Origin of the sequence: Granulicella paludicola, from assembly GCF_025685545.1 — a bacterium.
GTDB lineage: Bacteria > Acidobacteriota > Terriglobia > Terriglobales > Acidobacteriaceae > Granulicella > Granulicella paludicola.
This window is the reverse complement of the sequence record NZ_JAGSYC010000025.1, coordinates 81172-105395: the sequence shown is the minus strand read 5'-3', so window position 1 is coordinate 105395 and position 24224 is coordinate 81172. Positions and strand designations below refer to the sequence as shown.

Here is a 24224-nt window from a genome sequence, read left to right as displayed (position 1 = left end):
ACCATGCCCATCACTCAGCTCGATCCAAAGACCGCCCTCATCGTCATCGACCTTCAACAAGGCATCGTCGCCATGCCCACAGCGCACCCCGTCGCCGAGGTAATCCATAACTCCGTACAGCTCCTCGACGCCTTCCGTCGCCACCATCTTCCCATCGTGCTCGTCAACGTCGACGCCCCCGCACCCGGCCGCACCGAAGCTCCACCCCGCGTCCGCGAATTCCCCGCAGGCTGGTCCGACCTCATCCCCGAGCTCAACCAGCAGCCCAGTGATCACCTCGTCACCAAGAAGTCCTGGGGAGCCTTCACCAACACCGACCTCTACACCTACCTCAAGTCGCAGAACGTCACGCAGGTCGTCGTCTGCGGAGTCGCCACGACTGCAGGCGTCGAGTCCACCGCGCGCGACGCCCACGGCCTCGGCTTCCACGTCACCATGGCCATCGACGCCATGACCGACATGAGCCTCGAAGCCCACGACAACAGCATCGCCCGCATCTTCCCGCGCATGTCCGAGACCGGCACCACCGAACAGATCATCGACCTGCTCGACTCCACCCGCGCCTGAATCGTTTTGAAGGGGACGGGCTTCAGCCCGTCCATCAAACTCCATCCTAGATATCGGGGCTTTAGCCCCGGAGGGAACCCCGCCCCACTTAGAGGACACTATGCCCAACCATCCCATCGCCTACTTCTTCGCCGGAGCCTTCCTCACCAATGCGATCCCGCACTTCGTTCGCGGTGTCATGGGCCAGCCCTTTCAGAGTCCCTTCGCCAAACCTCCCGGCAAGGGCCTCTCATCCTCCACGGTGAACGTCATCTGGGGCTTCGCAAACCTCATCGCCTTCTACTTCCTGCTCTTCCGCGTCGGCACCTTCGACGTCCGCAACACCTTCCAGATCGCAGCCTTCGGTCTCGGCATCCTGCTCTTCGGCATCTTCACCGCCCACAACTTCGGCAAGCTCCACGGCGGCAACAACCCCACAGAATCGCAGCGCCCATGACCGGCACCTTCCGCTCGCTCGCCATCCGCAACTACCGCCTCTGGGCAGCTGGCGCGCTCATCTCCAACATCGGCACCTGGATGCAGCGAGTCGGCCAGGACTGGCTCGTTCTCACCGAGCTCACTCACCACAACGCCACCTCCGTCGGCATCGTCATGGGCCTCCAGTTCGGTCCACAGGTCCTGCTGCTCCCTCTCACCGGCTTTGCCGCGGACCACATGGACCGCCGCAAGCTGCTCTTCGCCACGCAGGCGACGATGGGCATCCTCGCCATCGGCCTCGGTCTGCTAACCGTCACCCACCTCGTCACGCTCTGGGAGGTCTACATCTTCGCCGGCCTCCTCGGCTGCGCTGCTGCCTTTGATGCCCCTGCACGCCAGACCTTCGTCTCCGAGCTCGTCGACGAAGCACATCTCTCCAATGCCATCTCGCTCAATTCCACATCCTTCAACAGTGGCCGCATGATTGGCCCCGCCATCGCCGGTCTGCTTATCGCCGCCATCGGCACCGGCTGGGTCTTCCTCCTCAACGGAGTCTCCTTCATCGCCGTACTCATCTCGCTCAGCCTGCTGCGCCTCGACGAGCTCTACGTCAACGAGCGCGCCTCCAAGGCCCGCGGTTCGCTCATCGACGGCTTCCGTTACGTCTGGGCGCGCCCCGACCTCAAGGTCGTCCTCTTCATGATCTTTCTGGTCGGCACCTTCGGCCTGAACTTCCCCATCTTCATCTCGACCATGTCCGTCACCGTCTTCCACGCCGGTGCGGGCGAGTACGGCATCCTCTCCTCCACCATGGCCGTCGGCTCCGTCTGCGGAGCTCTGCTTGCCGCCCGCCGCGAGAAGCCTCGCCTCTCGCTTCTCCTCATCGGCGCAGCCATCTTCGGCGTCGGCTGCTCGCTCGCCGCCATCATGCCCAACTACTGGCTCTTCGGCTGCGTCCTCGTCCTCATCGGAGTCGCCGCCCAGACCTTCACCACCTCCACCAATAGCCTCGTCCAACTCTCCACCGAACCCGCCATGCGCGGCCGCGTCATGGCCATCATGCTTGCCATCGCCATGGGCACCACTCCCCTTGGAGCCCCCATCGTCGGCTGGACCGCCGATCACTTCGGCCCCCGCTGGTCGCTCGCCATCGGAGCCGCCTCAGGCTTCGCCGCCCTCCTGGTCGGCCTCCTCTATCAATCCCGCGTGAAGAAAGCTGCAGCGGCAGAAATGGTGTCCGTCTAGAGTTACGCGCTTCACCATCCCGACTTCGCCAATCCGCATCCAAAGCGGTATGCTTTCCACCATGCCCGCACCGAACGACACCGCTCTCAACACGCCCGGCCACCTCGCATCCCCTGACAAGCTCGTGAACCTTCCGCGCCTCGTCACCGCCTTCTACGCGAACCATCCCGACCCCAACGAGCCCTCGCAAAAGGTCTCCTTCGGCACCTCCGGCCATCGCGGCTCCTCGCTCCACACCAGCTTCAACTACGCGCACATCCTCGCCATCACGCAGGCCATCGTCGAGTTCCGCGCCACCCAGGGCACCAACGGCCCACTCTTCCTCGCACAGGACACCCACGCCCTCTCCGAGCCCGCCTTCTGCACCGCGCTCGAAGTCCTCGCCGCCAACGACGTCAACGTCTACATCGACGCAGGCTGCCCCGAAACCAACGGCGCCCCCGGCTACACCCCCACCCCCGCGCTCTCGCACGCCATTCTGCAATACAACAATGGCCGCACGCTCGGGCTCGCCGACGGCATCGTCATCACCCCGTCGCACAATCCCCCCGAGGACGGCGGCTTCAAGTACAACCCGCCCAACGGCGGCCCCGCCGACACGACTGCCACCAAGTGGATTCAGGATCGCGCCAACGAACTCATCGCGGCCAAGCTCCAGGGCGTCAAGCGCCTCAACTACGGTAAGGCCATCAAATCCGACACCACCCACCGCCACGACTACATCTCCGCCTACGTCGGCGACCTCGGCAACATCATCGACTTCTCCGTCCTCGCCGGCACCGGCCTCAAGCTCGCCGTCGACCCCCTCGGTGGAGCCGGCGTCCACTACTGGCCTCGCATCGCCGAGCTCTACAAGCTTCCCCTCACCATCCTCAATCCCTACGTCGACCCCACCTTCCGCTTCATGACCCTCGACTGGGACAAGAAGATCCGCATGGACTGCTCCTCGCCCAACGCGATGGCCAGCATGATCGCCAACAAAGATTCCTTCGACGTCGCCTGGGGCTGCGACACCGACCACGATCGCCACGGCATCGTCTGCAAATCCGTCGGCCTGCTCAACCCCAACCACTACCTCGCCGTCTGCATTCAGTACCTCTTCACCAATCGCCCGCAGTGGTCTGAAAAGGTCGGCATCGGCAAGACCCTCGTCTCCTCCAGCATCATCGACCGCGTCGCCAAGGGCCTCAACCGCCCCATGCTCGAAGTCCCCGTCGGCTTCAAGTGGTTCGTCGACGGCTTGATCGACGGCACCCTGGGCTTCGTCGGCGAAGAGTCCGCCGGCGCCACCTTCCTCCGCACCAACGGCAAGGTCTGGACCACCGACAAGGACGGCCTCATCCTCGGCCTCCTCGCCGCCGAGATGACCGCCCGCACCGCCAAAGACCCCGGCCAGCTCTACACCGAGCTCACCCACAAATACGGCGACCCCGTTTACCAACGCATCGACGCCGCAGCCACCAAGGAAGAGAAGGCCAAGCTAAGCAAGCTCTCGCCCTCACAGGTCACCGCCAAAGAACTCGCCGGAGAGCCCATCACCGCCATCCTCACCGAAGCCCCCGGCAACCACGCCAGCATCGGAGGCCTGAAGGTCACCACCGAAAACGGCTGGTTCGCCGCCCGCCCCTCCGGCACCGAAGACGTCTACAAAATCTACGCCGAAAGCTTCCTCGGCCCCGACCACCTCACCCAAATCCAAACCGAAGCCAAAGCCTTGGTAGCCAAAGCCATCGCCTAACCTTCCACAACTTTGTCATCTCGACCGGAGCATCACGCCCTTGTCTTTGTGACGCGCAGTGGAGAGACCCGCAGTGGCTCTTGCACTTGCTTTTCTTACTGTCATTCCCGAAGGGAATCTGCTGTTCCATCAGTACTGCCAGCGCCTTCAGCGCCAAAGGCGCGCTTCATACCAGCCTGGGGCAACGCCCCAGGTAAACAGCCAACCAAGACCCAGAGGGCTGAATGCCCGACATCATATGCGGGCTAAGATACCAGCTGCCAGGATGCCTTGAGCTCCGCTATGTCAGCTGCGCGTCTCGCAGGAGGAAAATTGAAGTCTGCATATGGATGTGTTGTGTATAGCACTTTGCCAGCTTTTGATTTGGTCGCAAGAGCATCGAAAGCGTCTTTAGCGTGCGGCCCCATGACGACGGTCAAGCGAGGCTTTACTGTCGTCAATTGAAAGTCAAGAAACTCCTCGCAAAATTTGGGAACGCCCGCCATAGTCTGCCAACTGCGCGGGGATAGTGCTTTACCGTCTATACGGAGGCCCATGATCGCGTTAGTAAAGAATGTCAGTTCGGACGGAATGCCGGCAGATGCTGCGCGCAATTTGATGTGACGCCATGTTGGCACATTTTCAAAACCCTTCTTTTCCAGCTTTTTGTAGCTATCAAGAACGCCAAAATCATTTCCTAGAAAAAGCACACCACCTTGCTGGATTTTGCCCGCTTTTTGAGAAGCAAGCTCACCGTCATCTCTCCACATTCCATCACCGCCCGGAAAGAACCCCTGTCCCGCTAACCGAAATGGAAACCGACACATACCCCTCGGATAGTGCTTACCGTCGAAACGAAGATCATTTTCCATGGCTTCAAGGCGTTCCCATAATTGTGCGACTTCTACCGTCCGAGTGTTGTTGTCCATTTCGTGCCCTCCTCATATAGCCTGAGGCACGAATTTTCTCAATACAAGCCCATTGCGGAGTTTTATTTTTGGTGCACCTACCGCTTCCGCCCCGCCACCTTCCCCGTCCCCACCAACACATCCGCCGAGATCCCCAACCCATCTCTTACCCGCCGGATCATCGGCAGCGTCAACCGCCGCTTCCCAGCCAAAACCTCCGACACCCGTGCGCGGCTTCCGATCATCGGTTCCAGGTCTTTCCGCGTCAGCCCCTGCTGCTCCATCTGGAACTGGATCGCCGCTATCGGCTCGGGCGGGTCCATGGGGAAGTGCTTCTCTTCATATGCGCACACCAGCGTGGCCAGCATATCCAGTTCGTCTTCCTCTGGGCTGCCCGGGGCTGCGCTCATGAGCGTCTCAATCCGCTTCACCGCAGCGTCATAATCTTCTTCTGTCTTAATCGGCCGAATCCCGATAACGGTACTTGTCATATTCACCTCCACTCCTACTCCCCGTTTCCTAGCCCCTGCCCTCAAAACCTCACCACCACGCCGCTCGACACCGTCTTGATTCCCGAAGCCACCCCAATGATGTGCCCATCGTCGAACTCGAGCACCCGCCAGTCGAGATGCGGAAAGATCGTCGCATCGACGCCAATATTCCACGCCGTCTCCATCCCGCCGCCGTCATAGTGGGCCGTTCCCTGCCCGGTCGTCGTATGAGCGCCACCGATCAGCGCCTCGCCAAACACCCGCAGTGGCACCAGCGGAATATGCACCACAGCACGCGGCCCTACCAGCACACTCTTCGTCGAAGTACTGCTGTTCGACGGCAGCGCCGTGAATCGCCCATCTAACCCCAACGAAATCCCCGGATAGTGCTTCGCGTCGTAGTACACACCGAACATCCCCCCATAGATCCGAGGCGTATTCGCCGCCGTCAACTGTGCCGTAGAAAACGCCCCGTACACCCCAACCTGGGCCTTCGAGACACCTGCACCCAGCAAACCCAGCCCCACAACCAACAAGCACCGCAAGCCCGACAAACGCATCATCCATCCACTCCTGCGCGAGAAACCGCGTCCCTTAACCCTAGCCGCGCTCCAACCCTCGTCACAAGTCTCCCAACGGATACCCGCACAGCTACCGACTTTTCACCACAAATCCTGTCAACCCCCTTATCGACCTTCATCACTCCAAAACCCCTATAAACACTGGCGATTCACCCCTAAAACTTTTTGCATGTTCACTACCTCCAACCTGCTATCCTTAATTCAGAAATCAAGAAAGGCCACCCGCAAACCGCAGGTGGCCTTTGCTTTTACCCTCACCGCAGACCTGCAACACGTAAGTCCAGAGCTATCCACTTTCATCGCAAGACTTTGCCTCAAAAGTATGGGGGGGAGGGGGATACCTGCCAGGCCCGCCTCGCAACGCATAGAATGTCTCGACTTCATCACCGGAGAAATCGGACACTATGAACAAGCGAGAGTTCCTCAAGACATCCGCAACCATCGCCACCGGAGCTCTGCTCTCTCGTTTCGCCTCCGCTGAAGACCTTATGCAGACATCATCGACACCTCGCACCAACTGGGCCGGAAATCTCACCTATCACGCAGATCATCTCTATAAGCCAACCTCGATAGAAGAGCTGCAGCAGATCGTGGTGAAGTGCCCGAAGCTACGCGCCCTCGGCTCGCGCCACTCCTTCAATGCCATCGCCGACAGCCTCACCAATCAGGTCTCGCTCGAGCACTTCGACTCCATCGCAGTCGACGCCGCCGCGCGAACTGTCACTGTCGGCGCAGGCGTTCGTTACGGCACGCTCGCTCCGGTCATCGACAAGCAGGGCTTCGCGCTCCACAACCTCGCCTCACTTCCGCACATCACCGTCGCTGGAGCGATAGCCACCGCAACGCACGGTTCCGGAGTCCACAACAAGAACCTCTCCAGCGCCGTCTCCTCACTCGAACTCGTCAACGCCGACGGCAAACTCGTCCATCTCTCGCGCGCCAAAGACGGCGACAACTTCCTCGGCACCGTCGTCGCGCTGGGAGCTCTCGGCATTGTCACCAAGGTCACGCTCGACCTGCAACCGCGCTACGACATGGCGCAGCTCGTCTACCGAAACATGTCGATGGATCAGCTCGAGCACAACCTCGAAGACATCATGTCCCACGACTACAGCGTCAGCCTCTTCACTAACTGGCAGAACGACAACGTCAACCAGGTCTGGCTCAAGTACCGTGTCGCTCCCGGCGAACACCGCGCCATCGCACCCGAGTTCTACGGAGCCAAAGCCGCAACGCGCGACATGCATCCGATCGACGATCATTCCGCCGAAAGCTGCACACCGCAACTCGGCGTCGTCGGTCCCTGGTACGAACGGCTCCCGCACTTCAAGATGAACTTCACGCCTTCCAGTGGCGCCGAGATTCAAACTGAATACTTCGTCCCCCGCAACCGCGGCTACGAAGCCATCCGAGCCGTCGAAAGCCTGCGCGACAAAATCACGCCGCATCTGTTCATCACCGAAATTCGCTCCATCGCCGCCGACGAGCTCTGGACCAGCATGGCGTACCAGCGCGACTCACTCGCAATTCACTTCACCTTCAAACCGGAAACAGATGCCATCAACGCGCTCGTTCCCTACATCGAAGAAAAGCTCGCTCCCTTCGATGCGCGACCGCACTGGGCTAAGGTCTTCCGCGTTCCGCCTGCTCAGCTTGCCGCGCGTTATCCGAAGATGGACTCCTACAAAGCCCTGACGAGGCAGCACGACCCGCAGGGTAGGTTCCGCAACCAATTTCTCGACACCAACATCTTCGGCTAACGCTGCATCAACGCACGCGTCACATCGGAGAACTCCACTCCATCGGAGATAATCTCCTCATGCGCCTTTGGCCTCTGCTGCTCCTCATCACCACCGCTGCCTCCGCGCAGACGGCCACGGCCAACGCGCGCACCGAACCAACAGGAACCGTCACAGGTCACGTCTACTGCTCCGACACCAATGAGCCAGCGCGCTTTGCCAAGGTCTTTCTCGAACCCGTTCCACAGGAAGCGAAGCTGGGTTCCACCGATGCGGCCTCCATCAACGGCGCTCCCGCGAAGACAAACACAGCCCAGCGCAGCGACACCGTCACCACAACGCTTGACGGCAGCTTCACCCTCACCAAAGTCCACGCTGGCGCGTATTACGTGATCGTCGACGAGCCTGGCTACATCAATCCCCGCAACCTTTTCACGGAAGAACAGCTCACCAAGCCCACGCCTGAGATTCGCGATCAGCTTGCCCGCAAACTCACCCGCGTCGTCGTCGAGCAGAACCAGACCGAGGTCGCACAGGTCCAACTCGAACGCGGCGCTGCCATCAGCGGACTCATCCTCTACGACGATGGCAGTCCAGCCGCTGGCGTGCGCGTCAAGGTGCAGCACAAAAATCACGACGGCCAGTGGATCGATCTGCCACGCGGCGCGTCTTTCACACCCGACACAGAGACTGATGACCGCGGTTATTACCGCGTCGCCTCGCTGCTTCCAGACGAGTACATGGTTGAAGCCACGCTACAGCTCGTCGGAGCAAAGAACGTCACCGCCAACATGGGCGGCAATCAGATGCAGTTTGTAATGCAGACCTTCGGCTTCGCGCTCACTTTCTTCGGCGGTGGAACGCCGCGCATCGACCAGGCCGCGAGCCTCAAGCTCGGCGCAGGACAGTCACGAACGGGGCAAGATATGACGCTGCCGATCGCGAAGCTCCACAAACTTACCGGTCGCGTCCTCGCAGGTGCGGACAGCCATCCCGTGAACGCGGCCACCGTTGCGCTCGTCGACCGCGATACGAACAAGGAAGTTGCAACGACCGACATCGAGCGCGAAGATGGCCTCTTCCATTTCGAGTTCGTTCCCGATGGCGATTACATCCTGCGCGTCAGCAATGCGCGTGACGTTATCTGGGAAGCGTCCGCACCGCAGAACGGCAGTCCCTTTCCGCCGCAGGACAAGGAACGTATCACTGCCAAATACGGAGGCGTCGACCAGCCGCTGCTGCTCACAGGCGACCTTTACGGCGTAAACGCTACGGTGCCTGTCCAGCCCCAGCAGTAGCCGCTACGGCTTGGCAGGGGCGCCGATCACATCCGGCCCGAGCTCCACTTGAGTGCGGATAAGATCGTCCGCGACCATGCGCCCAAAAACCGCTTTGCCCTTGTCGTTCAGATGAGTGCGATCGAGCTTCGCAGCTGCGCCGTTCTCCGCCTTGGCGTCGGCATGGCCTGTCATATCGAACTCGTCCGCCTGCTCCTGCGTCATTGTGTTCAATAGCTTCGTTGACATCGCATTGAGATCGACACACGTCACGCCCTCTTCTGCTGCCACATGCTTCGCTGCAGCCGCATATTCATTCAGGTCTTCCTTCACCTTGCCATCGATGAACGTTCTGCGACTCAGCGGTGTGATGATAATCGGAACTCCGCCGATCGCCTGCACGTCATGAATGAACCTGCGCAGGTTGTCGTCGAAGGTCGAGCCTGGATCGGTGTGGCGATCGGGGTTCGGCTTCTGGTCGTTGTGCCCGAACTGGATCGTGTAGTAATCGCCCTTCTTTGCCAGCGCCTTTGCCCACGCGCCTTCGTCGATGAAGCTCTTTGTGCTCCGTCCGTTCAGCGCATCGTCGATGCACGTCACGTTCTTCGTCATCAGCGCGCAGAAACCCGGCCCCCAGCCACCTTCCGGCGCTGTCGTCGAATCCCCCACCAGCACGATCTTTACCGGTCCGCCGTTGAGCACCTTCATCGCCTTCACGCCTTCTGGCGGTAAGGTCGCAGCTTCACTCTTCACATCGAACCGCAGCTTCGGCACGGCATCCCGCAAGCCCACCGCAACCATGCGCCCGAAGACATACGACCCGGCCCAGTTCAAGTGCGTCTTATCGAAGATCGTTTTGCCGTCGCTGTCCTTCTTTGTAATCGCGAGCTTGTTGCCTTCAGCTTCACCCACCTTATCGAGATAGGCGATGCTCTCTGCTTGCAGATCGATCAGCGGCACCTTCATCTCCATAGCCACACCCGTCATCGCCTGGCTGTACTGCGTCAGGTCAGAATGAATCTTGCCGTCCGCCTCAAAGTACCGGCGCGTCAACGGCGTCACCAGCACAGGCGTAATCCCCGCAGAGCGCGCCTCCATAACAAATCGCTTCAGGTTTGCGATGTAATCCGGCAGCTCGACCTGTCGATCAAGATGCTCCTTTGTCACCAGGTCGTTATGTCCGAACTGGATCACCATGTAATCCGGCTTCGTCTGCAGGGCTCGATCCCACAGACCCTGCTCACGATAGGTTCGCGTACTAGCGCCGCCCTTCGCCATGTCGAGGCAGTCCACATCCGCCTTCATATTGGCGCAGAAGCCGCGTCCATAGCCAGCATTCAAGGTCTGCGTGGAGTCGCCGATAAGGTCCACACGCACCTTCGTTCCGGGTTTGCGTACGGCGGCCGTCGCGGCATCGAAGGCGCGCGCAGGGTCTCCCTGCGCGTGTGCCACCACGCTCGTTGTGTATCCCATCAACAACAACGCTGCCATTCCGTAGGTTCGAATCATCTATGCTTTGCTCTTTTCCCGGTAAATTGCGCAGCCTCATTTCGCCACAACGCGAGGAACGGAGGTCTACATGCTTCCGTTAGGTTGTAACATTTCTCGTCTACCTCCTACCATCGCGCAACGAGTCAGAACCAGAGAACTCATGCTTCAAGCTTCAAAGCCGTAGAGTCATGCACCCTTGTCTCCATGAGCGGCAATCAGCGCCCTTGTATTCCCCTGCCGAGTATTTCGATTCAGGAGCGTCCTTATGAAGCAGTCACCGGTTTCCTACCTTACAGAGCTGTCTCTCGTAGCAGCTCTCGCCCTCACGCCACTCGTGCAAGCACAGTCTGCCGCTCGCATCCATTCGCCCATCAACGATGCGCAACGGACATCGCTGTTCGGCAACGTTCGCTCCGCCGCTCTCGACCCGCTTAACGATCGCGGCGCCGTCTCCTCATCGCTGCCGCTCGATCACATGCTGCTGCAGTTACAGCGCTCGCCCGAAAGCGAGGCGGCCCTCACCAGCTACATCGCCACCTTGAATGACCCATCCGGTCCGAACTATCACAAGTGGCTCACTGCGGCACAGCTCGGCACGACCTATGGCCCGGCTCCCGAAGACATTGCGTCCGTCGAAAGCTGGCTGAAGTCAAACGGCCTCACCGTCAACTCAGTAGACGCTACAGGCATGGTCATCGACTTCTCCGGTAATGCCTCGCAAGTCGAAGAGGCCTTCCATCCAGCGTTGCATAACCTCTCCGTCAACGGCGTTGCGCACATCGCCAATACGCAGAATCCTTCGATCCCCACTGCCCTCGTGGGTGTTGTTGGTGGCGTCGTCAGTCTCAACGACTTCCGGCCGCACGCCATGCACAAGAATGTGAAGACCGCGCACATCGATGTCCACAGCGGCACGCAGACCAGCAAGGGACCGAACGCCGATTACACCTACACCTCCGGCAGCAGCACCTACCAGGCGGTCGTACCCGGTGACCTGGCGACTATCTACAACCTGACACCGTTGTTCACAGCAGGCTTCTCCGGGCAGGGACAGACGATCGTTGTCATTGAAGACACCAACGTCTACTCCACTACGGACTGGACGACCTTCCGCTCTACCTTCGGTCTGTCCACCTACACAGCAGGCAGCTTCACGCAGGAGCATCCGGGAAGCAACTGCACCAACCCGGGCACGAACGCCGATGATGGGGAAGCCATCCTCGATGCCGAGTGGGCCTCCGCAGCCGCGCCTTCTGCGGCGATCGTGCTGGCCTCCTGCAAGGACACCAGCACCACCTTCGGCGGCCTGATCGCGCTTGAGAACATCGTCAGCGGCACCGCGCCTCCGAAGATCGTTAGCATTAGCTATGGCGAAAGCGAGAGTGAAAACGGCGCCACCGCCAACGCTGCCTACAACTCAACCTACAAGTCGGCAGCCGCCGAGGGTATTTCGGTCTTCGTCTCCTCTGGCGATGAAGGCGCAGCCAGCAGCGATGCCGATCTCACGAAAGCCACGCATGGCATCACGGTCTCCGGCTTCGCTTCGACGCCTTACAACGTGGCCGTTGGTGGCACCGACTTCGGTGACACGGCAACGGCCACCAACAGCAGCTACTGGAACACTACCAACACCAGCACCTACGCCTCGGCGAAGTCGTACATCCCCGAGATTCCTTGGAACGACTCCTGCGCCAGCACCCTGCTCGCCAAGGCTCAGGGCTATAGCGCCACGTATGGTACCAGTGGCTTCTGCAACTCCACCACCGGCAAGGCAGACTACCTCACCACAGCGTCAGGCAGTGGCGGCCCTTCGGGCTGCGCGACCGGCACGGCCTCAACCTCAGGGGAAGTCACAGGCACCTGCAAAGGCTATGCAAAACCAACCTGGCAGGCGCTCGTCGGCGTTCCCGCAGATGGCGTCCGTGACATCCCCGACGTTTCGCTGTTTGCTGCGAACGGTGTCTGGGGACATTACTACGTCTACTGCTGGTCCGATACCCGCGAGGGCGGCGTTGCCTGTAAAGGCGCTCCCAGCGCGTGGTCCGGAGCAGGTGGCACCAGCTTCGCGTCTCCGATCATGGCGGCGATCCAGGCACTGGTGAATCAGAAGACGGCGTCCTCCTGGGGACTGCCGACACCCACCTACTACAACCTCGCCAAGGCTGAATACGGCTCAGCGGGCAGCACCACTTGCAACTCCTCGAACGGCAACGCTATCGGTAGCAGCTGTACGTTCTATGACGTCACCTCCGGCGACATGGACGTAAACTGCACGGGCAAAGTCAACTGCTATATCCCCTCCGGCACCAACGGCGTGCTCTCTACCTCCACCACCAGCTATCTGCCCGCCTACAAAACCACTACTGGCTGGGACTTTGCTACTGGCATCGGCACCATCAACGCCTACAACCTCGTCAACAACTGGGGTACGGTCAGTCATTGACGAAATCCTGTTCCAAGACTTTCTTTTGCACTAATTCCAAAAGGGGAGCCGCCAAGGCTCCTCTTCTTTTTGCGCTAATGCATTGATTCTTGAGTACCGAAGAACGCTCTGAAGACCTTGGCTGCGACGGATCTCAGGTAATCTTCCGGTCTACATGCTTTCGTAGCCTTGTTATCAACAGGAGCGCGACATACTATCGCGCCAACGCATCTGATTTCGAAAGTACATACCTCTTAAGGGTTACCCCTGTAACACTGTTGTCTCTTTGCAGCTCTGTCGTCGCCTACACGGCCAACGCGGCCCGTTCAATCGAGTTCAACCGACAAAGGAGCACACCATGAAGTTCACTCTCGCACTTGCTATCGTCACCGGGCTCACTCTCTCCGCAGTAGCCAACGCCCAGGGAACCTCCTTTCTTCGCACGCGCATCAACGACACGCAGCGCTCCGCTCTACCTGGCAACGTCCACACCGTTGCTCTTGATCCTTCCAGCGACCGCGGCCCTGTGGCTCGCTCGACACCCATAGAACACATGCTGCTGCAGCTGCAGCGTTCTCCGGCACACGAGGCCGCTATGGCGGCTTACATTACCACCGTGGATGACAGCGACTCGCCCAACTATCACCAGTGGCTCTCGGCGCAGCAGATCGGTCAGCTCTACGGCCCCTCGCACGCGGACATCACCGAGGTCGCCATCTGGCTCGGCACACATGGGCTCACACTCAATTCAGTCTCGCCCACGGGCATGGTCATCGACTTCTCCGGCACGGCCGCGCAGATCGAAACCGCCTTCCACGTCGGCCTGCACACGTACGACATCAACGGCCAGGCTCGCATCGTCATTATGGAGAAACCTTCGATCCCTACCGCACTCGTCGGCATCGTCAGCGGTCTTGTCAATCAGACGCCCATGTTGCAGCCCTCGCAGAATGCTGCGACCGCTTCGCGCTCGCCTTACACCACGCTCGCAACCGTATCCGGCAAATGAGCCGCCCTGCGCTTAAAGACGAACCCCTCATGCGCTGTGCATGAGGGGTTCGTCTTTAAGCTAAAACTTAGTGCGAAGCCTGCATTGCCGCCAGCGTTGAGTTGGCATCCGCTCCTACTTCGATTTGGCGTGCAAGGTAACGATGGATATCCGATACGACCACAGAACCCTCGCCAACCGCCGACGCAACACGCTTCACAGAATCCGAGCGAGCATCGCCCACTGCATAGATGCCGGGAACACTGGTTGCATAGCGCGTGTTCTCGAACGCCTTCTCTGTGCCAGTAATTACAAAGCCCTTCTTATCAAGCGCCAGTGTGCCGTAGAGCCAGCCGGTATTCGGCTCCGCACCGATCATCACAAACAGGCTTCCGATGTCTCGCGTCTCTCGCTGGCCTGTTCCCTGGTTGATCCAGGTCGCGCTGCTCAAACTCTTCTCGCCATCCAGCCTTTCGATCTCCGTGCATACATGCAGAGTGATGCGAGAAGAGTTCTCGATGCGCGAGATCAGATATTGCGACATCGTCGCCGCAAGAGCGCGTCCCCGGATGATCAGGTGTACATGCTTTGCAATGCCAGAGAGGAAGATCGCAGCCTGGCCCGCAGAGTTGCCGCCGCCGACAACAGCGACCTCCTGATGTCGACACAACACAGCCTCCATCGCGGTGGCTGCATACTGGATGCCCTGACCTTCGAACCTTTCGTAGTTTGGTACCGATAGCTTGCGGTAAGCCGCGCCGGTGGCAATCACGATCGACCGCGAATGCAGTGTCGTCCCATCCGAAAGACGCACATGGTGCATTCCCTCCACTTGATCGATGCCCACCACATCGCGCGAGATCGCCAGGCGCGCTCCAAACTTCTGCGCCTGCACCAGAGCTCGGTTCGCCAGCTCCTGACCTGAAACACCAGTCGGAAAACCGAGATAATTTTCGATCTTCGAGCTCGTGCCGGCCTGTCCACCGGGCGCGGTACCTTCGACCACCAGCGTGCAGAGCCCTTCTGAAGCACCATACACCGCCGCCGCCAGCCCCGCGGGACCGGCACCTACGACGGTGATGTCGTACGTGGTCTCCGGGTCGAGCTGCTCGGTCAAACCGAGTTGGTCGGCGAGCTCCGCAATCGTCGGTCGATGCAGAATCGTGCCGTCCGTAAACAGGATCGCTGGCAAAAACTTTTCGCCGCCCGCTAGATCACGCGCCTCAGAACAGGCGCTCTGCTCTGCCGTTGGCTCCAGCAGTCGGTGCGGATAGGAGTTGCGCGTGAGAAAGCGTTGCAGCTGGATCGTCTCCGCCGCCGTACTGCTGCCCAGCAGCACAATGCCCGCCGTCGCGTTCTCCAGAATCCCGAGCCGACGCCAGATAATGGCCTGCATGATGAGGTTCGCTATGTCGCCTTCGGACCGCATCAACCGCTGCAACTCAGGGCGTGGGATGCGCAGTATCCTGCACGCGGTCGCCGTGCGTCCGTTCACCAGCGTCGGGCGCGAACTCAGCATGTCGAGCTCACCTGAAAACTGCTTCTCGTGGATCGTCACATAGACCTGTGTATCGTCCTGCTCATCGCGTACGAAGACTTCAATCGAGCCTTCGAGCAGAACAAACATGTCCACCTCTCGCTGCCCGCGCGACCACAACGAAACATTCGCTTCAAAGGTATCCGGACGACCATAGCTCTGCAGCCGGACGAGCATCTCGTCCGTCAGTGAAGGAAACGCCATCTCCGCGCGGTACGTCGCCATCGGCGCAGGAATGACTGGATTATTCTGTTCTTCGCTCATCGAGGCCCCTAGCAGGCGCGGCAGAACTCACGCGCACTTTCATCCTACGATGCGTGTCAAGAGCGCAAGGGTCGCGAGCAATTTGTCTTAGCGGCTGCTCACCTTCGCAAAGTCGATGAACGCCCGCAGTGGATCGGTATGGATCAGCTTCACGTTCACCTTGTCGCCAACATCCAGACCTTCTCCGTTCTGCACCACGCGGCCCTCAAATGGAGGATTGAGAACACGCACATACACGCCCTTCTCGCTGGAGCCAGTCACGACGCCCGCAAACACCTGGCCGATGCGGCTGGACATGGCGACCGCAGCCATGCGCTTCTGCATATCGCGCTCGATCTTCCGCAGCGCCTTATCGGCATCGTTGCAGTGCATCGCGATCTCGGTCAGCTCAGCATCGCTGTAGGGCGCAGCCTCCTTGTGCGACATCGCATGAAGCACTCGCTGCGTCACAAGATCAGGGAACCTGCGGTTCGGCGCCGTAGAGTGCGTATAGTCACGCGCTGCCAGTCCGAAGTGTCCCGTCGGATCATCGTCGGGCTTCATCAGCAGGTATTGTCCGGGCCCCATCAGCTTGATGACCGCGACAGCCAGATCAGGATAGTGGTCCTCATCCTTGAGACGCTGCACCTCTAAGAAGTTGTTCAAGGCCACCGAATCAGGGTTTACGGGCAGCTCCGTGCCATGCGCCTGTGCCAGCGCCACGATGCGGTCCCAGCGAGCAGGCACCACCACCACGCGCTGCAATCCGCTGCGACCGCCCTTGCGCAACGCGCGGGCCATCACGCCGTTCGCTGCAACCATCAAATCCTCAATCAGGTTCATCGCGCGGTTTTGCACCGCTTCGCGGACATCGACGACGCGACCGTCCATCACCACGGGGTCGGCTTCGGACTTGTGAAACTCCAGCGCGCCCTTCTTCACGCGCGCCGCGTGAAGCAGTTGCGCAGCCTCATCCTGAAGTCTTAATTGATCGATCAGCCAGTTCTCGGGCAGCGTGCCGGAGTCCAGTTGCGCCTCTTCGTGCTCTCGTGCGCTGTCCGACCGCAGCGATAACCCATCGTTGTCGATCACGCCCGCCGCCGTCTTTTCCAGCCACGGCCCCACGCGCGAATATGCCAGCTGCGCCCGGTTGCGCACCATCGCCAGCGATACACCCTCCTCAACAATCTCGCCGTCCGGGCCAACAACAAACGTCATCATGACCCCGAGTCGGTCTGCATTCTCGTTGAGGCTGGTCAGCCCGGCAGAAAGCTCCAGCGGCAGCATCGGGAAGTTCTTCACCGCCGTATAGATCGTCTGCGTCTGGTCTTTCGCATGTTTGTCGATAGGTGAATCCTTTGCGACCGCCGCCGCGACGTCGCCGATCGCGACGCGCAGACGAATCCCCCCCGCAACGCGATCTGCGACCTCGATCTGATCGAGGTCCCTGGACGTGTCATTGTCGATCGAAGACCACCCCAACGCCCGCAGGTCCTCTACTCCAGTAGGTGGCTTTAACTCTGCAAAGCGCCCTTCGATCTCTGCCAGCTGTTCGGCGACCCCGTCGCCAAACTCTGGCTTGAACCCGACGGCGTGCATCTCGTCCAGCGCGATCTGCGCAAGGTCAAACGGGCGCCCGTGCGCGCCCTCATGGGCTCCGCCACGCTGCTGCGCCTGTGGGCTTTGTGCCCCCGAATGCGGCTGTTGGGTTATATGAGCTTGCGCCTGATGTTGCCAGTCCCGCTGTTGCCTATGCTGCTTCAGAGATTGCTGCTTCGATCCAAACATGCCCCGCAGACTACCACGGTCCACTCAACCTCGTCTTAATGGGACTACCGGTCACCCAGGGGCCACCAAAAGATCGCACTTTAGCATCCCTTTCGGCGTACCATGAGGGCAGCGCCAAGAAGGAGTCGATTCTATGCCGGCAACTCACAGCTGCGTTACCTGTGCCGTGCGAGGGCCGCAGTGCTTCTGCACGCTGCCCGCACTCGACCTGCTCGATCTCCAGGCCATCGGATCTTCGCATCACTTCGAAGCACACAGCACCATTCTTCGCGAAGGCTTTACCGCAAATCACGTCTACATCGTCTGCAAAGGCCGGATCAAAGTCTCCGCCGCCTCTGAAGATGGACGCCTCCTGCTCGTCCGCATTGCAGGCCCCGGCGACGTTCTCGGCCTCGCCTCAGTGCTTCGCGCCTCGAACTATAAGGTGACCGCCGAAGCTCTCGAAGCCTGCGAACTGAAGTCTATACCGCGCGACAACTTTCTGAAATTTATGCGCAGTTCGCCCGACGTGGGCGAAAATACTGCCGTTGCCGTAGCTCGCGAATACGAAGCTGCCCTTCTGAGCGCGCGCCGCCTTGCTCTGTCCACCTCCGCTGCCGGTAAGTTAGCCAGCACTCTTCTCGACTGGGCCCGCATCGATCACACACATAACAACGAGGCCCTGGAGTTTGGCATGCCGCTCACGCATGAAGAGCTAGGATGCATGGCAGGCCTCTCGCGCGAAACCGTAACCCGCCTGCTCACTCGCTTCCGCGCAGAAGGCCTGGTTCGGCAGCAGGGCGACCGCATGACACTCCTCAAACCGGAGCAGCTGCAATCGCTCTACTGCTGATACCCGCTGCGTTTTCAATACGACGCGGATCTTGATGCCTCCGGCTGCGCATCCATCCACTCATAGTCATAGGCCTCGTGCGTTACCAGCGGGACCCGGGCAAAGTTTTCCGTCGGCGGTGGGCTGCTGACGGTCCACTCCAATCCGTAGGCCCTCCAGGGATTGGTTGTCGCTTTGACTCCGTAACGCAGGCTCCAGGCCAGATAGAGCATCGTGAGGAGATAACCAAAGCCCATGATCGTCGCTCCGGCGGTAGACATCACGTTCAGCATCTGCCACTCCGGCGGATACATTGCATACCGTCTCGGCATTCCAAGGTAGCCCAGAATGAACTGCGGTCCAAAGGTAAAGAAGAAGCCGATGAACGTCGTGATGGCAGCGACCTTCGCAGGTGCTTCTGGATACATGCGACCCGTAATCTTCGGCCACCAAAAGTGCAGTCCCGCCATGAAACCCATGATGACCGAGCCCACCATCACAAAGTGAAAGTGTGCCACGACAAAATAGGTCTCCGTGAGATGCACGTCCATCCCCAGAGAACCGAGAAAAACGCCTGTGCAGCCGCCAATTACGAACAGCCCGAGGAAGCAGAAGGCATAGACCATCGGCGCTTCAAAGGTGATTGAGCCCTTGTAAAGTGTCGAAGTCCAGTTGAACACTTTGATCGCCGAAGGCACCGCCACCAGCATCGTCAGCAAGCTGAACACCAGTGCCGAATACTGACTGACGCCCATGATGAACATGTGGTGTTCCCACACAAAGAAACCGAACACTGCGATCGCCACAGAACTGAACGCGACCGCCGTATAGCCGAAGATACGCTTGCGGCAGAAGCACGCGATGACCTCGCTGATCACTCCCATCGACGGCAGAAGCATCACGTACACCGCTGGATGCGAGTAGAACCAGAACAGGTGCTGGAACAAGAGCGGATCGCCCCCCAGCCTCGGGTCGAACACACCGATGCCTATCAAGCGCTCCAACGCAACCAGCACAATCGTAATCGAGACCACCGGCGTGCCAAGAATCATGATGACCGATGTCGCATAGTGCGCCCACACAAAGAGCGGCATTCTGAACCAGGTCATACCAGGTGCACGCATACGATGCGTCGTCACGATAAAGTTCAGGCCGGTGAAGATCGAACTGAACCCCGCGAAGAACGCGGCCAGGCCGCCAGAGATCACATTGGTATTCACAAAACGTGTGCTTAGAGGTGTCGTGAACGTCCAGCCCGTATCGATCCCGCCAGCGATCACGGTATAAAGCAGCAGGGCCGCGCCGATCATGTAGCAATACCAGCTGAGCAGGTTGATCTTCGGAAACGCGAGGTCTCTTGCACCGAGCATCAGCGGCAGCAGGAAGTTGCCAAGCACAGCGGGGATTGCTGGAATCAAGACGAAGAAGATCATCACCACGCCATGCATGGTAAAGACCTTGTTGTACGTATCCATCGCCATCATGTCGCTGCCCGGTGTCAGCAGCTCCATGCGCAGAGCCATCGCTAGTAACCCACCTACCATGAAGAAGAAGGTGACGCCCACCAGGTAAAGGATCGCGATGCGCTTATGGTCCTGCGTAAGCAGCCAGCTCTTGATGCTGCCTTCAACGTTCAGGTAGTTGTAGACCTTACGCTGCTGCTTCTCTTCAACACGCGGTTGTATCGGTGCAATGGCTGCGCTCATCGTGCACCCGCCTTCAACGCAGCGGAGGCTGCGGCCACACAATGCATCACGGCTGTTTGCGTCACAGCCACAACAGCCAGAACAATCAGCGGGGGACAATCGCTCCGCGTTGCATACCCCGTGCACTTCCCCTCGCATCTGCACCTGCCATCGGCACCGCTGTTGGCACACTCACTCCCGGACCTGGAGACCATAGACATGAAAAACCACCTCCACGACCATCCTCGGTTGCATTTAGGAATCCGTCTGTGACAGTCATCACAACGGCTGACAACGGGGTACTTTCGGAGGCTCAAAAGAAAATCCCGCCGCTTAACGTGCAAGCGACGGGCGCATTCTTTCGAGAAAATCCGGGCCGAACATCCGTCAACAACGTGCGTGACAGAAATCCCTGACTCCCGATACAGATCATCTCCAACTCGCCTCTGAACTCATGTGACGGCCGTCACATTCCCACAGTCTTTTTTCCCAATCTCCTGGAGAAGCGAATGAAGCAACAAAATGCGCCTGGGGGTTCACAATGGAAACGATTTGGCCGATATTTCACCGATAGAGTCGCGCATTACCTTTGAGTCCCATACAAGGTTCCCATCATCGAACTCTATGGGCGAATACCGAACTTTCGCTGCCAACCATCCCCCGAACGGACTAGCATAGTTAAGCCATGGCGTCCTCCACCGCGATAAAGCCCAAACCGAAATCTACCCCGCAAACCACCCCCGCTCCTGCGCACGAAGCCGGTAGCTCCTCAAGAGAAGCCACCTTCGACATCTTCCGCCGCTGGGGCTATCTCCAGGCCTCGCTCGACCCACTCGGGCAGTTCTTGCCCCCTGAGCCCTTCCCCACACCGGCCCCTGACGGTCCCGACGCCGAAGAGGCCCGCCGCTACTACTGCGGCTCCATCGGAGCCGAGTACATGCACATCCCTTCACCCGAGATTCGCAGCTGGATTCAGCAGCGCCTCGAAGCTCCGGTGCCCAACGATCTGCTGACGAAGGAGCGCATTCTCTCCGGCCTCATCCGGGCAGATATCTTCGAGTCCGTCATCCAGCAGCGCTACCTAGGGACGAAGCGCTTTTCCCTCGAAGGCCTCACCGTCCTGATCCCCTTCATGGATCAGCTCTTCTCGACCTCAGCCGAGCACGGCGTAACCTACGGTCTCTTTGGCATGGCCCATCGCGGCCGCTTGAACGTGATGGTCAACACCGTCGGCCGCAGCTCCTATGAGATCTTCGCGAAGTTTGAAGATGTCGATCCTCGCAGCACCATGGGTGGTGGCGATGTGAAGTACCACATGGGCGCGACCGGCACACTCGTCACCCCCACCGGCAAATCCGTCGAGCTGCACCTCGCCTCGAACCCTTCACACCTTGAGGCCGTGAATCCCGTCGTTATGGGCCGCACGCGCGCCTACCAGACACGCATAGGAGCAGAAGGTCCCAAGCAGGTCCTCCCGATCGTCATCCACGGCGACGCTGCCTTCGCAGGCCAGGGTGTCACCGCCGAAACACTGAACCTCGCCACGCTCGAGGGCTACAACCTTGGCGGCACTATCCAGGTCATCACCAACAACCTGCTCGGCTTCACCGCGCTGCCATCTGAGAGCAATAGCTCGCGCTTCGCCACCGATCTCGCCAAGCGCCTGCCGATCCCCATCTTCCACGTCAACGCTGAAGACCCCATCGCCGTGATACGCATCGCCGCACTGGCAGCGGAGTTCCGCGCTACCTTCCACGCCGACGTCGTCGTTGATATCATCGGCTACCGTCGCCACGGTCACTCCGAGGTCGATGACCCGACCGTCACGCAGCCGCGTCGCTACGCGCGCATCAAGGACCATCCGCCGCTCTACAAGCTCTTCGCCGAGCAGATCGGTGTGGACCCCACAGCCGAGATCGCCGAGATCCAGAACAAGTTCTTCGAAGACCAGAAGACCGCGACCACCGCAGATCACAAGCCGAAGATGCACTCGCTACCCAAGTATTGGGACCCCTACTACGGCGCGCATCTTCGCCCCGACGACAACCCGCACACGGGTATTGACGCTGCTGAGGTCACCGCGCTCGCTACGAAGCTGACCACCGCACCCGAAGGCTTCCACATCCATCCCAAGGTCGCGAAGCTGCTCGAACAGCGCGTGGACATGGGCAACGGAAAGAAGCCCTTCGACTACGGCATGGCGGAACTCATGGCCTACGCTTCGCTGTTGAAGGCTGGCGTGCCCGTTCGCCTGAGCGGTCAGGACTCGCAGCGCGGCACCTTCAATCAGCGCCACTCGGTTTTCATCGATATCGAAACCGAGTTCCGCTACTCCCCGCTCGCCAATATCGCTCCCGAACAAGGCAAATGGGAGGTCTACAACTCGATGCTCTCCGAGGCTGCCTGCCTTGGCTACGAGTACGGTTTCTCGCGCGACTTCCCTGAGGCTCTGACGCTCTGGGAGGCCCAGTTCGGCGACTTCGCCAACGGCGCACAGATCATCATCGACCAGTTCATCTCCGCCAGCGAAGCCAAGTGGGGCCTGCTCTCCGGCGTCGTCATGCTGCTGCCACATGGCTATGAAGGCCAGGGGCCGGAGCACTCCAGCGCACGCATGGAGCGCTACCTACAGCTCGCCGCACAGGACAACATCCAGATCGCTCAACCCTCAAACGCATCGCAGTACTTCCATCTGCTGCGTCGCCAGGCGCTGCGCAAGTGGCGCAAGCCGCTCATCGTCTTCACCCCGAAGTCGATGCTGCGTCATCCCGATGCGCTCTCACCGGTTTCAGACTTTGCTCGCCCGTTCTTCCAGAACGTTCTTCCGGACGAAGACGTCGTCAATCCGCGCCGCCTGCTTGTCTGCAGCGGCAAGATCGGCCACAATCTCCGCGTAGAGCGTGCCAAGCGTAAGGACATGTCGGTCGGCATCATCTTCGTCGAACAGCTCTATCCCTGGCCTGAGGCTGAACTCTCCGCCGCACTCGCCATGCACCCCTCCGCGAAAGAGATCGTCTGGGTGCAGGAAGAGCCGGCCAACATGGGTGCCTACTCTTACGTGAAGCCGCTGCTCGACCGCCTCGCCAGCGACCGCACGGTACTAAGCGTCAAGCGCACCGCTTCGGCCAGCCCCGCGACCGGCTCTGCCAAGGCACATGAGATGGAAGAAAAGACCCTCATCGATCTCGCGCTCGGCCACAACTAGTCAAACAATCCATCAGGGCAAAACGCCGTTGCGACTCAAATCGCAACGGCGTTTTGTTGCACGTAAAATCGCAGCATGGGCCGAGCTCTTCTCCTCCTCTTCGCAGCTGCAACTATCACGCAAGCCCAGGAAGCCGCGCCGCCACAGGCCGCACCAACCCCGCCTGCTATCGCGATGGACGCACCACTTCCCGACATCCGCCAGCTTCTGCTTGATGTCGAACGTAACCAGCGCGCCGCCGAAGACGCCCGCCGCGACTACACCTATCGCGTCCACCTCGTCGAAGAAGACTTCGATAATAATGGCGGTCTCAAGAAGTCAAAGGTCACTGACTCAGAGAGCCTCACCATCAGCGGTGTCCGGGTGGATCGCACCGTTGCTCGAGACGGCCAGCCCCTCTCGCCCGAAGAACAGAAAAAGGAAAGCGAGCGCATCGATAAAGAGGTCGCCAAGGCGAAAGACCGGCGCGCCAAGCTCGACAGCAAAGGCAGACCGTCCGATACCCGCGGCGATGAGGTCGTCACCGCCTCTCGCATCCTGGAGCTAGGCACCTTCAGCAACCCGCGAAGGGTTCTGCTCGAAGGCCGACCCACCATCGAGGCGGACTACGCCGGAGACCCCAGCGCCAAGACACACAGCCCCGCCGAAACCGCCATCCGCGACCTCGTTGGCACCGTCTGGGTTGACGAACAGGATCACACGCTCGTTCGCGGTGAAGGCCATATGCTGAACGACTTCAAGGTGGGCGGAGGTCTCGTTCTCGACGTCCACAAAGGCTTCAGCTTCACCTTCCAGACCAACAAAATCAATAACGAAGTATGGCTGCCCGCCGTCGTCGATGCCCGCGGCAGTGCACGTATTCTTCTTTTCGGCGGGGTCAACGGTCATATCCACCTCACCACGTCGGACTACCGCAAGTTCCGCGCCAAGAGCACGATCGTAGGCAGCAGCGACGCTCTCGGCCCCGACGACCAGCCGATTCCACCGGCCCCACCGCAGACCGAGCCCCACCCCTGATTCTCAGACTTGTCATCCTGAGCGCAGTGAAGGACCTGCTTCATGGGATCGCCACCGCTTCAACGCACAGAAGGGAACGACCGAAGCCGTTCCCT

18 protein-coding genes are annotated in these 24224 nt (G+C 59.9%); 11 read left to right on the top strand and 7 right to left on the bottom strand.

The features are described from left to right. Positions 1 to 3 precede the first annotated feature (3 nt). From OHL14_RS12345 to pgm, 4 genes are all read left to right on the top strand, one after another. A complete protein-coding gene (locus OHL14_RS12345) occupies positions 4 to 567 on the top strand; it encodes an isochorismatase family cysteine hydrolase (RefSeq protein ID WP_263379660.1) in 564 nt (187 codons plus the stop codon). 100 nt (positions 568 to 667) lie between these two features. Next, on the top strand, positions 668 to 1003 hold the full coding sequence (locus tag OHL14_RS12340; RefSeq protein ID WP_263379659.1) for a hypothetical protein: 336 nt from the start codon (positions 668 to 670) through the stop codon (positions 1001 to 1003). Then, positions 1000 to 2229 (top strand): MFS transporter, encoded by a 1230-nt coding sequence (locus OHL14_RS12335; RefSeq protein ID WP_263379658.1) that lies wholly within the window; start codon positions 1000 to 1002, stop codon positions 2227 to 2229. Before OHL14_RS12340 ends, OHL14_RS12335 begins: the two co-directional genes overlap by 4 nt. Before the next feature lie 61 nt (positions 2230 to 2290). Continuing rightward, complete coding sequence (gene pgm / locus OHL14_RS12330; protein ID WP_263379657.1) at positions 2291 to 3967, top strand: phosphoglucomutase (alpha-D-glucose-1,6-bisphosphate-dependent); 1677 nt, start codon at positions 2291 to 2293, stop codon at positions 3965 to 3967. A 245-nt stretch (positions 3968 to 4212) separates the two neighbouring features. On the opposite strand, the gene OHL14_RS12325 is transcribed toward pgm, so the two are convergent. From OHL14_RS12325 to OHL14_RS12315, 3 genes are all read right to left on the bottom strand, one after another. Next, positions 4213 to 4875, bottom strand: a complete 663-nt coding sequence (locus OHL14_RS12325; RefSeq protein WP_263379656.1) for a hypothetical protein — start codon at positions 4873 to 4875, stop codon at positions 4213 to 4215. A 77-nt stretch (positions 4876 to 4952) separates the two neighbouring features. Beyond that, entirely contained in the window at positions 4953 to 5345 is a 393-nt protein-coding gene (locus tag OHL14_RS12320; RefSeq protein WP_263379655.1) for a helix-turn-helix domain-containing protein, read from the bottom strand. A gap of 41 nt (positions 5346 to 5386) precedes the next feature. Beyond that, positions 5387 to 5908 (bottom strand): hypothetical protein, encoded by a 522-nt coding sequence (locus OHL14_RS12315; RefSeq protein WP_263379654.1) that lies wholly within the window; start codon positions 5906 to 5908, stop codon positions 5387 to 5389. 422 nt (positions 5909 to 6330) lie between these two features. Between OHL14_RS12315 and OHL14_RS12310 the strand changes: the two genes are divergently transcribed. Both OHL14_RS12310 and OHL14_RS12305 read left to right on the top strand, forming a co-directional pair. Continuing rightward, positions 6331 to 7686 carry an FAD-binding protein gene (locus OHL14_RS12310; RefSeq protein ID WP_263379653.1) on the top strand — a complete coding sequence of 452 codons (1356 nt, stop codon included), beginning with the start codon at positions 6331 to 6333 and terminating at the stop codon, positions 7684 to 7686. A 59-nt stretch (positions 7687 to 7745) separates the two neighbouring features. Next, positions 7746 to 8963, top strand: coding sequence for an MSCRAMM family protein (locus OHL14_RS12305; protein ID WP_263379652.1), 1218 nt, complete (start codon positions 7746 to 7748; stop codon positions 8961 to 8963). A gap of 3 nt (positions 8964 to 8966) precedes the next feature. Here OHL14_RS12305 and OHL14_RS12300 read toward each other — a convergent pair whose 3' ends face one another. Then, positions 8967 to 10451: a GDSL-type esterase/lipase family protein gene (locus OHL14_RS12300; RefSeq protein WP_263379651.1), complete on the bottom strand. Its 1485-nt coding sequence runs from the start codon at positions 10449 to 10451 to the stop codon at positions 8967 to 8969. A gap of 247 nt (positions 10452 to 10698) precedes the next feature. Between OHL14_RS12300 and OHL14_RS12295 the strand changes: the two genes are divergently transcribed. Together OHL14_RS12295 and OHL14_RS12290 are read left to right on the top strand one after the other, a co-directional pair. After that, a complete protein-coding gene (locus tag OHL14_RS12295; RefSeq protein WP_263379650.1) occupies positions 10699 to 12876 on the top strand; it encodes a S53 family peptidase in 2178 nt (725 codons plus the stop codon). A 337-nt stretch (positions 12877 to 13213) separates the two neighbouring features. Further along, positions 13214 to 13864, top strand: a complete 651-nt coding sequence (locus OHL14_RS12290) for a protease pro-enzyme activation domain-containing protein (RefSeq protein ID WP_263379649.1) — start codon at positions 13214 to 13216, stop codon at positions 13862 to 13864. A 67-nt stretch (positions 13865 to 13931) separates the two neighbouring features. Here the strand turns inward: OHL14_RS12290 and OHL14_RS12285 are convergent, their stop codons facing one another. Continuing rightward, positions 13932 to 15644 (bottom strand): FAD-dependent oxidoreductase, encoded by a 1713-nt coding sequence (locus OHL14_RS12285; protein WP_263379648.1) that lies wholly within the window; start codon positions 15642 to 15644, stop codon positions 13932 to 13934. A gap of 87 nt (positions 15645 to 15731) precedes the next feature. Further along, complete coding sequence (locus tag OHL14_RS12280; protein WP_263379647.1) at positions 15732 to 17411, bottom strand: RNB domain-containing ribonuclease; 1680 nt, start codon at positions 17409 to 17411, stop codon at positions 15732 to 15734. Between the two features lie 133 nt (positions 17412 to 17544). On the opposite strand from OHL14_RS12280, the gene OHL14_RS12275 reads away from it, so the two are divergent. Continuing rightward, positions 17545 to 18243: a Crp/Fnr family transcriptional regulator gene (locus tag OHL14_RS12275; protein WP_263379646.1), complete on the top strand. Its 699-nt coding sequence runs from the start codon at positions 17545 to 17547 to the stop codon at positions 18241 to 18243. Between the two features lie 14 nt (positions 18244 to 18257). Here the strand turns inward: OHL14_RS12275 and OHL14_RS12270 are convergent, their stop codons facing one another. Continuing rightward, positions 18258 to 19928, bottom strand: a complete 1671-nt coding sequence (locus OHL14_RS12270) for a cytochrome c oxidase subunit I (RefSeq protein ID WP_263379645.1) — start codon at positions 19926 to 19928, stop codon at positions 18258 to 18260. A 664-nt stretch (positions 19929 to 20592) separates the two neighbouring features. Between OHL14_RS12270 and OHL14_RS12265 the strand changes: the two genes are divergently transcribed. After that, positions 20593 to 23112 carry a 2-oxoglutarate dehydrogenase E1 component gene (locus OHL14_RS12265; protein WP_263379644.1) on the top strand — a complete coding sequence of 840 codons (2520 nt, stop codon included), beginning with the start codon at positions 20593 to 20595 and terminating at the stop codon, positions 23110 to 23112. Between the two features lie 75 nt (positions 23113 to 23187). Further along, positions 23188 to 24129, top strand: a complete 942-nt coding sequence (locus OHL14_RS12260) for a hypothetical protein (RefSeq protein WP_263379643.1) — start codon at positions 23188 to 23190, stop codon at positions 24127 to 24129. The last annotated feature ends 95 nt before the right edge of the window (positions 24130 to 24224 follow it).

What these genes read in the sequence shown, in the direction of transcription:
- OHL14_RS12285 (WP_263379648.1), bottom strand. Translation starts at nt 15,644, where the DNA reads ATGAGCGAAGAACAGAATAATCCAGTCATTCCTGCGCCGATGGCGACG.
- OHL14_RS12275 (WP_263379646.1), top strand. Translation starts at nt 17,545, where the DNA reads ATGCCGGCAACTCACAGCTGCGTTACCTGTGCCGTGCGAGGGCCGCAG.
- OHL14_RS12260 (WP_263379643.1), top strand. Translation starts at nt 23,188, where the DNA reads ATGGGCCGAGCTCTTCTCCTCCTCTTCGCAGCTGCAACTATCACGCAA.
- OHL14_RS12270 (WP_263379645.1), bottom strand. Translation starts at nt 19,928, where the DNA reads ATGAGCGCAGCCATTGCACCGATACAACCGCGTGTTGAAGAGAAGCAG.
- OHL14_RS12320 (WP_263379655.1), bottom strand. Translation starts at nt 5,345, where the DNA reads ATGACAAGTACCGTTATCGGGATTCGGCCGATTAAGACAGAAGAAGAT.
- OHL14_RS12315 (WP_263379654.1), bottom strand. Translation starts at nt 5,908, where the DNA reads ATGATGCGTTTGTCGGGCTTGCGGTGCTTGTTGGTTGTGGGGCTGGGT.
- OHL14_RS12325 (WP_263379656.1), bottom strand. Translation starts at nt 4,875, where the DNA reads ATGGACAACAACACTCGGACGGTAGAAGTCGCACAATTATGGGAACGC.
- OHL14_RS12305 (WP_263379652.1), top strand. Translation starts at nt 7,746, where the DNA reads ATGCGCCTTTGGCCTCTGCTGCTCCTCATCACCACCGCTGCCTCCGCG.
- pgm (WP_263379657.1), top strand. Translation starts at nt 2,291, where the DNA reads ATGCCCGCACCGAACGACACCGCTCTCAACACGCCCGGCCACCTCGCA.
- OHL14_RS12310 (WP_263379653.1), top strand. Translation starts at nt 6,331, where the DNA reads ATGAACAAGCGAGAGTTCCTCAAGACATCCGCAACCATCGCCACCGGA.
- OHL14_RS12290 (WP_263379649.1), top strand. Translation starts at nt 13,214, where the DNA reads ATGAAGTTCACTCTCGCACTTGCTATCGTCACCGGGCTCACTCTCTCC.
- OHL14_RS12335 (WP_263379658.1), top strand. Translation starts at nt 1,000, where the DNA reads ATGACCGGCACCTTCCGCTCGCTCGCCATCCGCAACTACCGCCTCTGG.
- OHL14_RS12345 (WP_263379660.1), top strand. Translation starts at nt 4, where the DNA reads ATGCCCATCACTCAGCTCGATCCAAAGACCGCCCTCATCGTCATCGAC.
- OHL14_RS12340 (WP_263379659.1), top strand. Translation starts at nt 668, where the DNA reads ATGCCCAACCATCCCATCGCCTACTTCTTCGCCGGAGCCTTCCTCACC.
- OHL14_RS12300 (WP_263379651.1), bottom strand. Translation starts at nt 10,451, where the DNA reads ATGATTCGAACCTACGGAATGGCAGCGTTGTTGTTGATGGGATACACA.
- OHL14_RS12295 (WP_263379650.1), top strand. Translation starts at nt 10,699, where the DNA reads ATGAAGCAGTCACCGGTTTCCTACCTTACAGAGCTGTCTCTCGTAGCA.
- OHL14_RS12265 (WP_263379644.1), top strand. Translation starts at nt 20,593, where the DNA reads ATGGCGTCCTCCACCGCGATAAAGCCCAAACCGAAATCTACCCCGCAA.
- OHL14_RS12280 (WP_263379647.1), bottom strand. Translation starts at nt 17,411, where the DNA reads ATGTTTGGATCGAAGCAGCAATCTCTGAAGCAGCATAGGCAACAGCGG.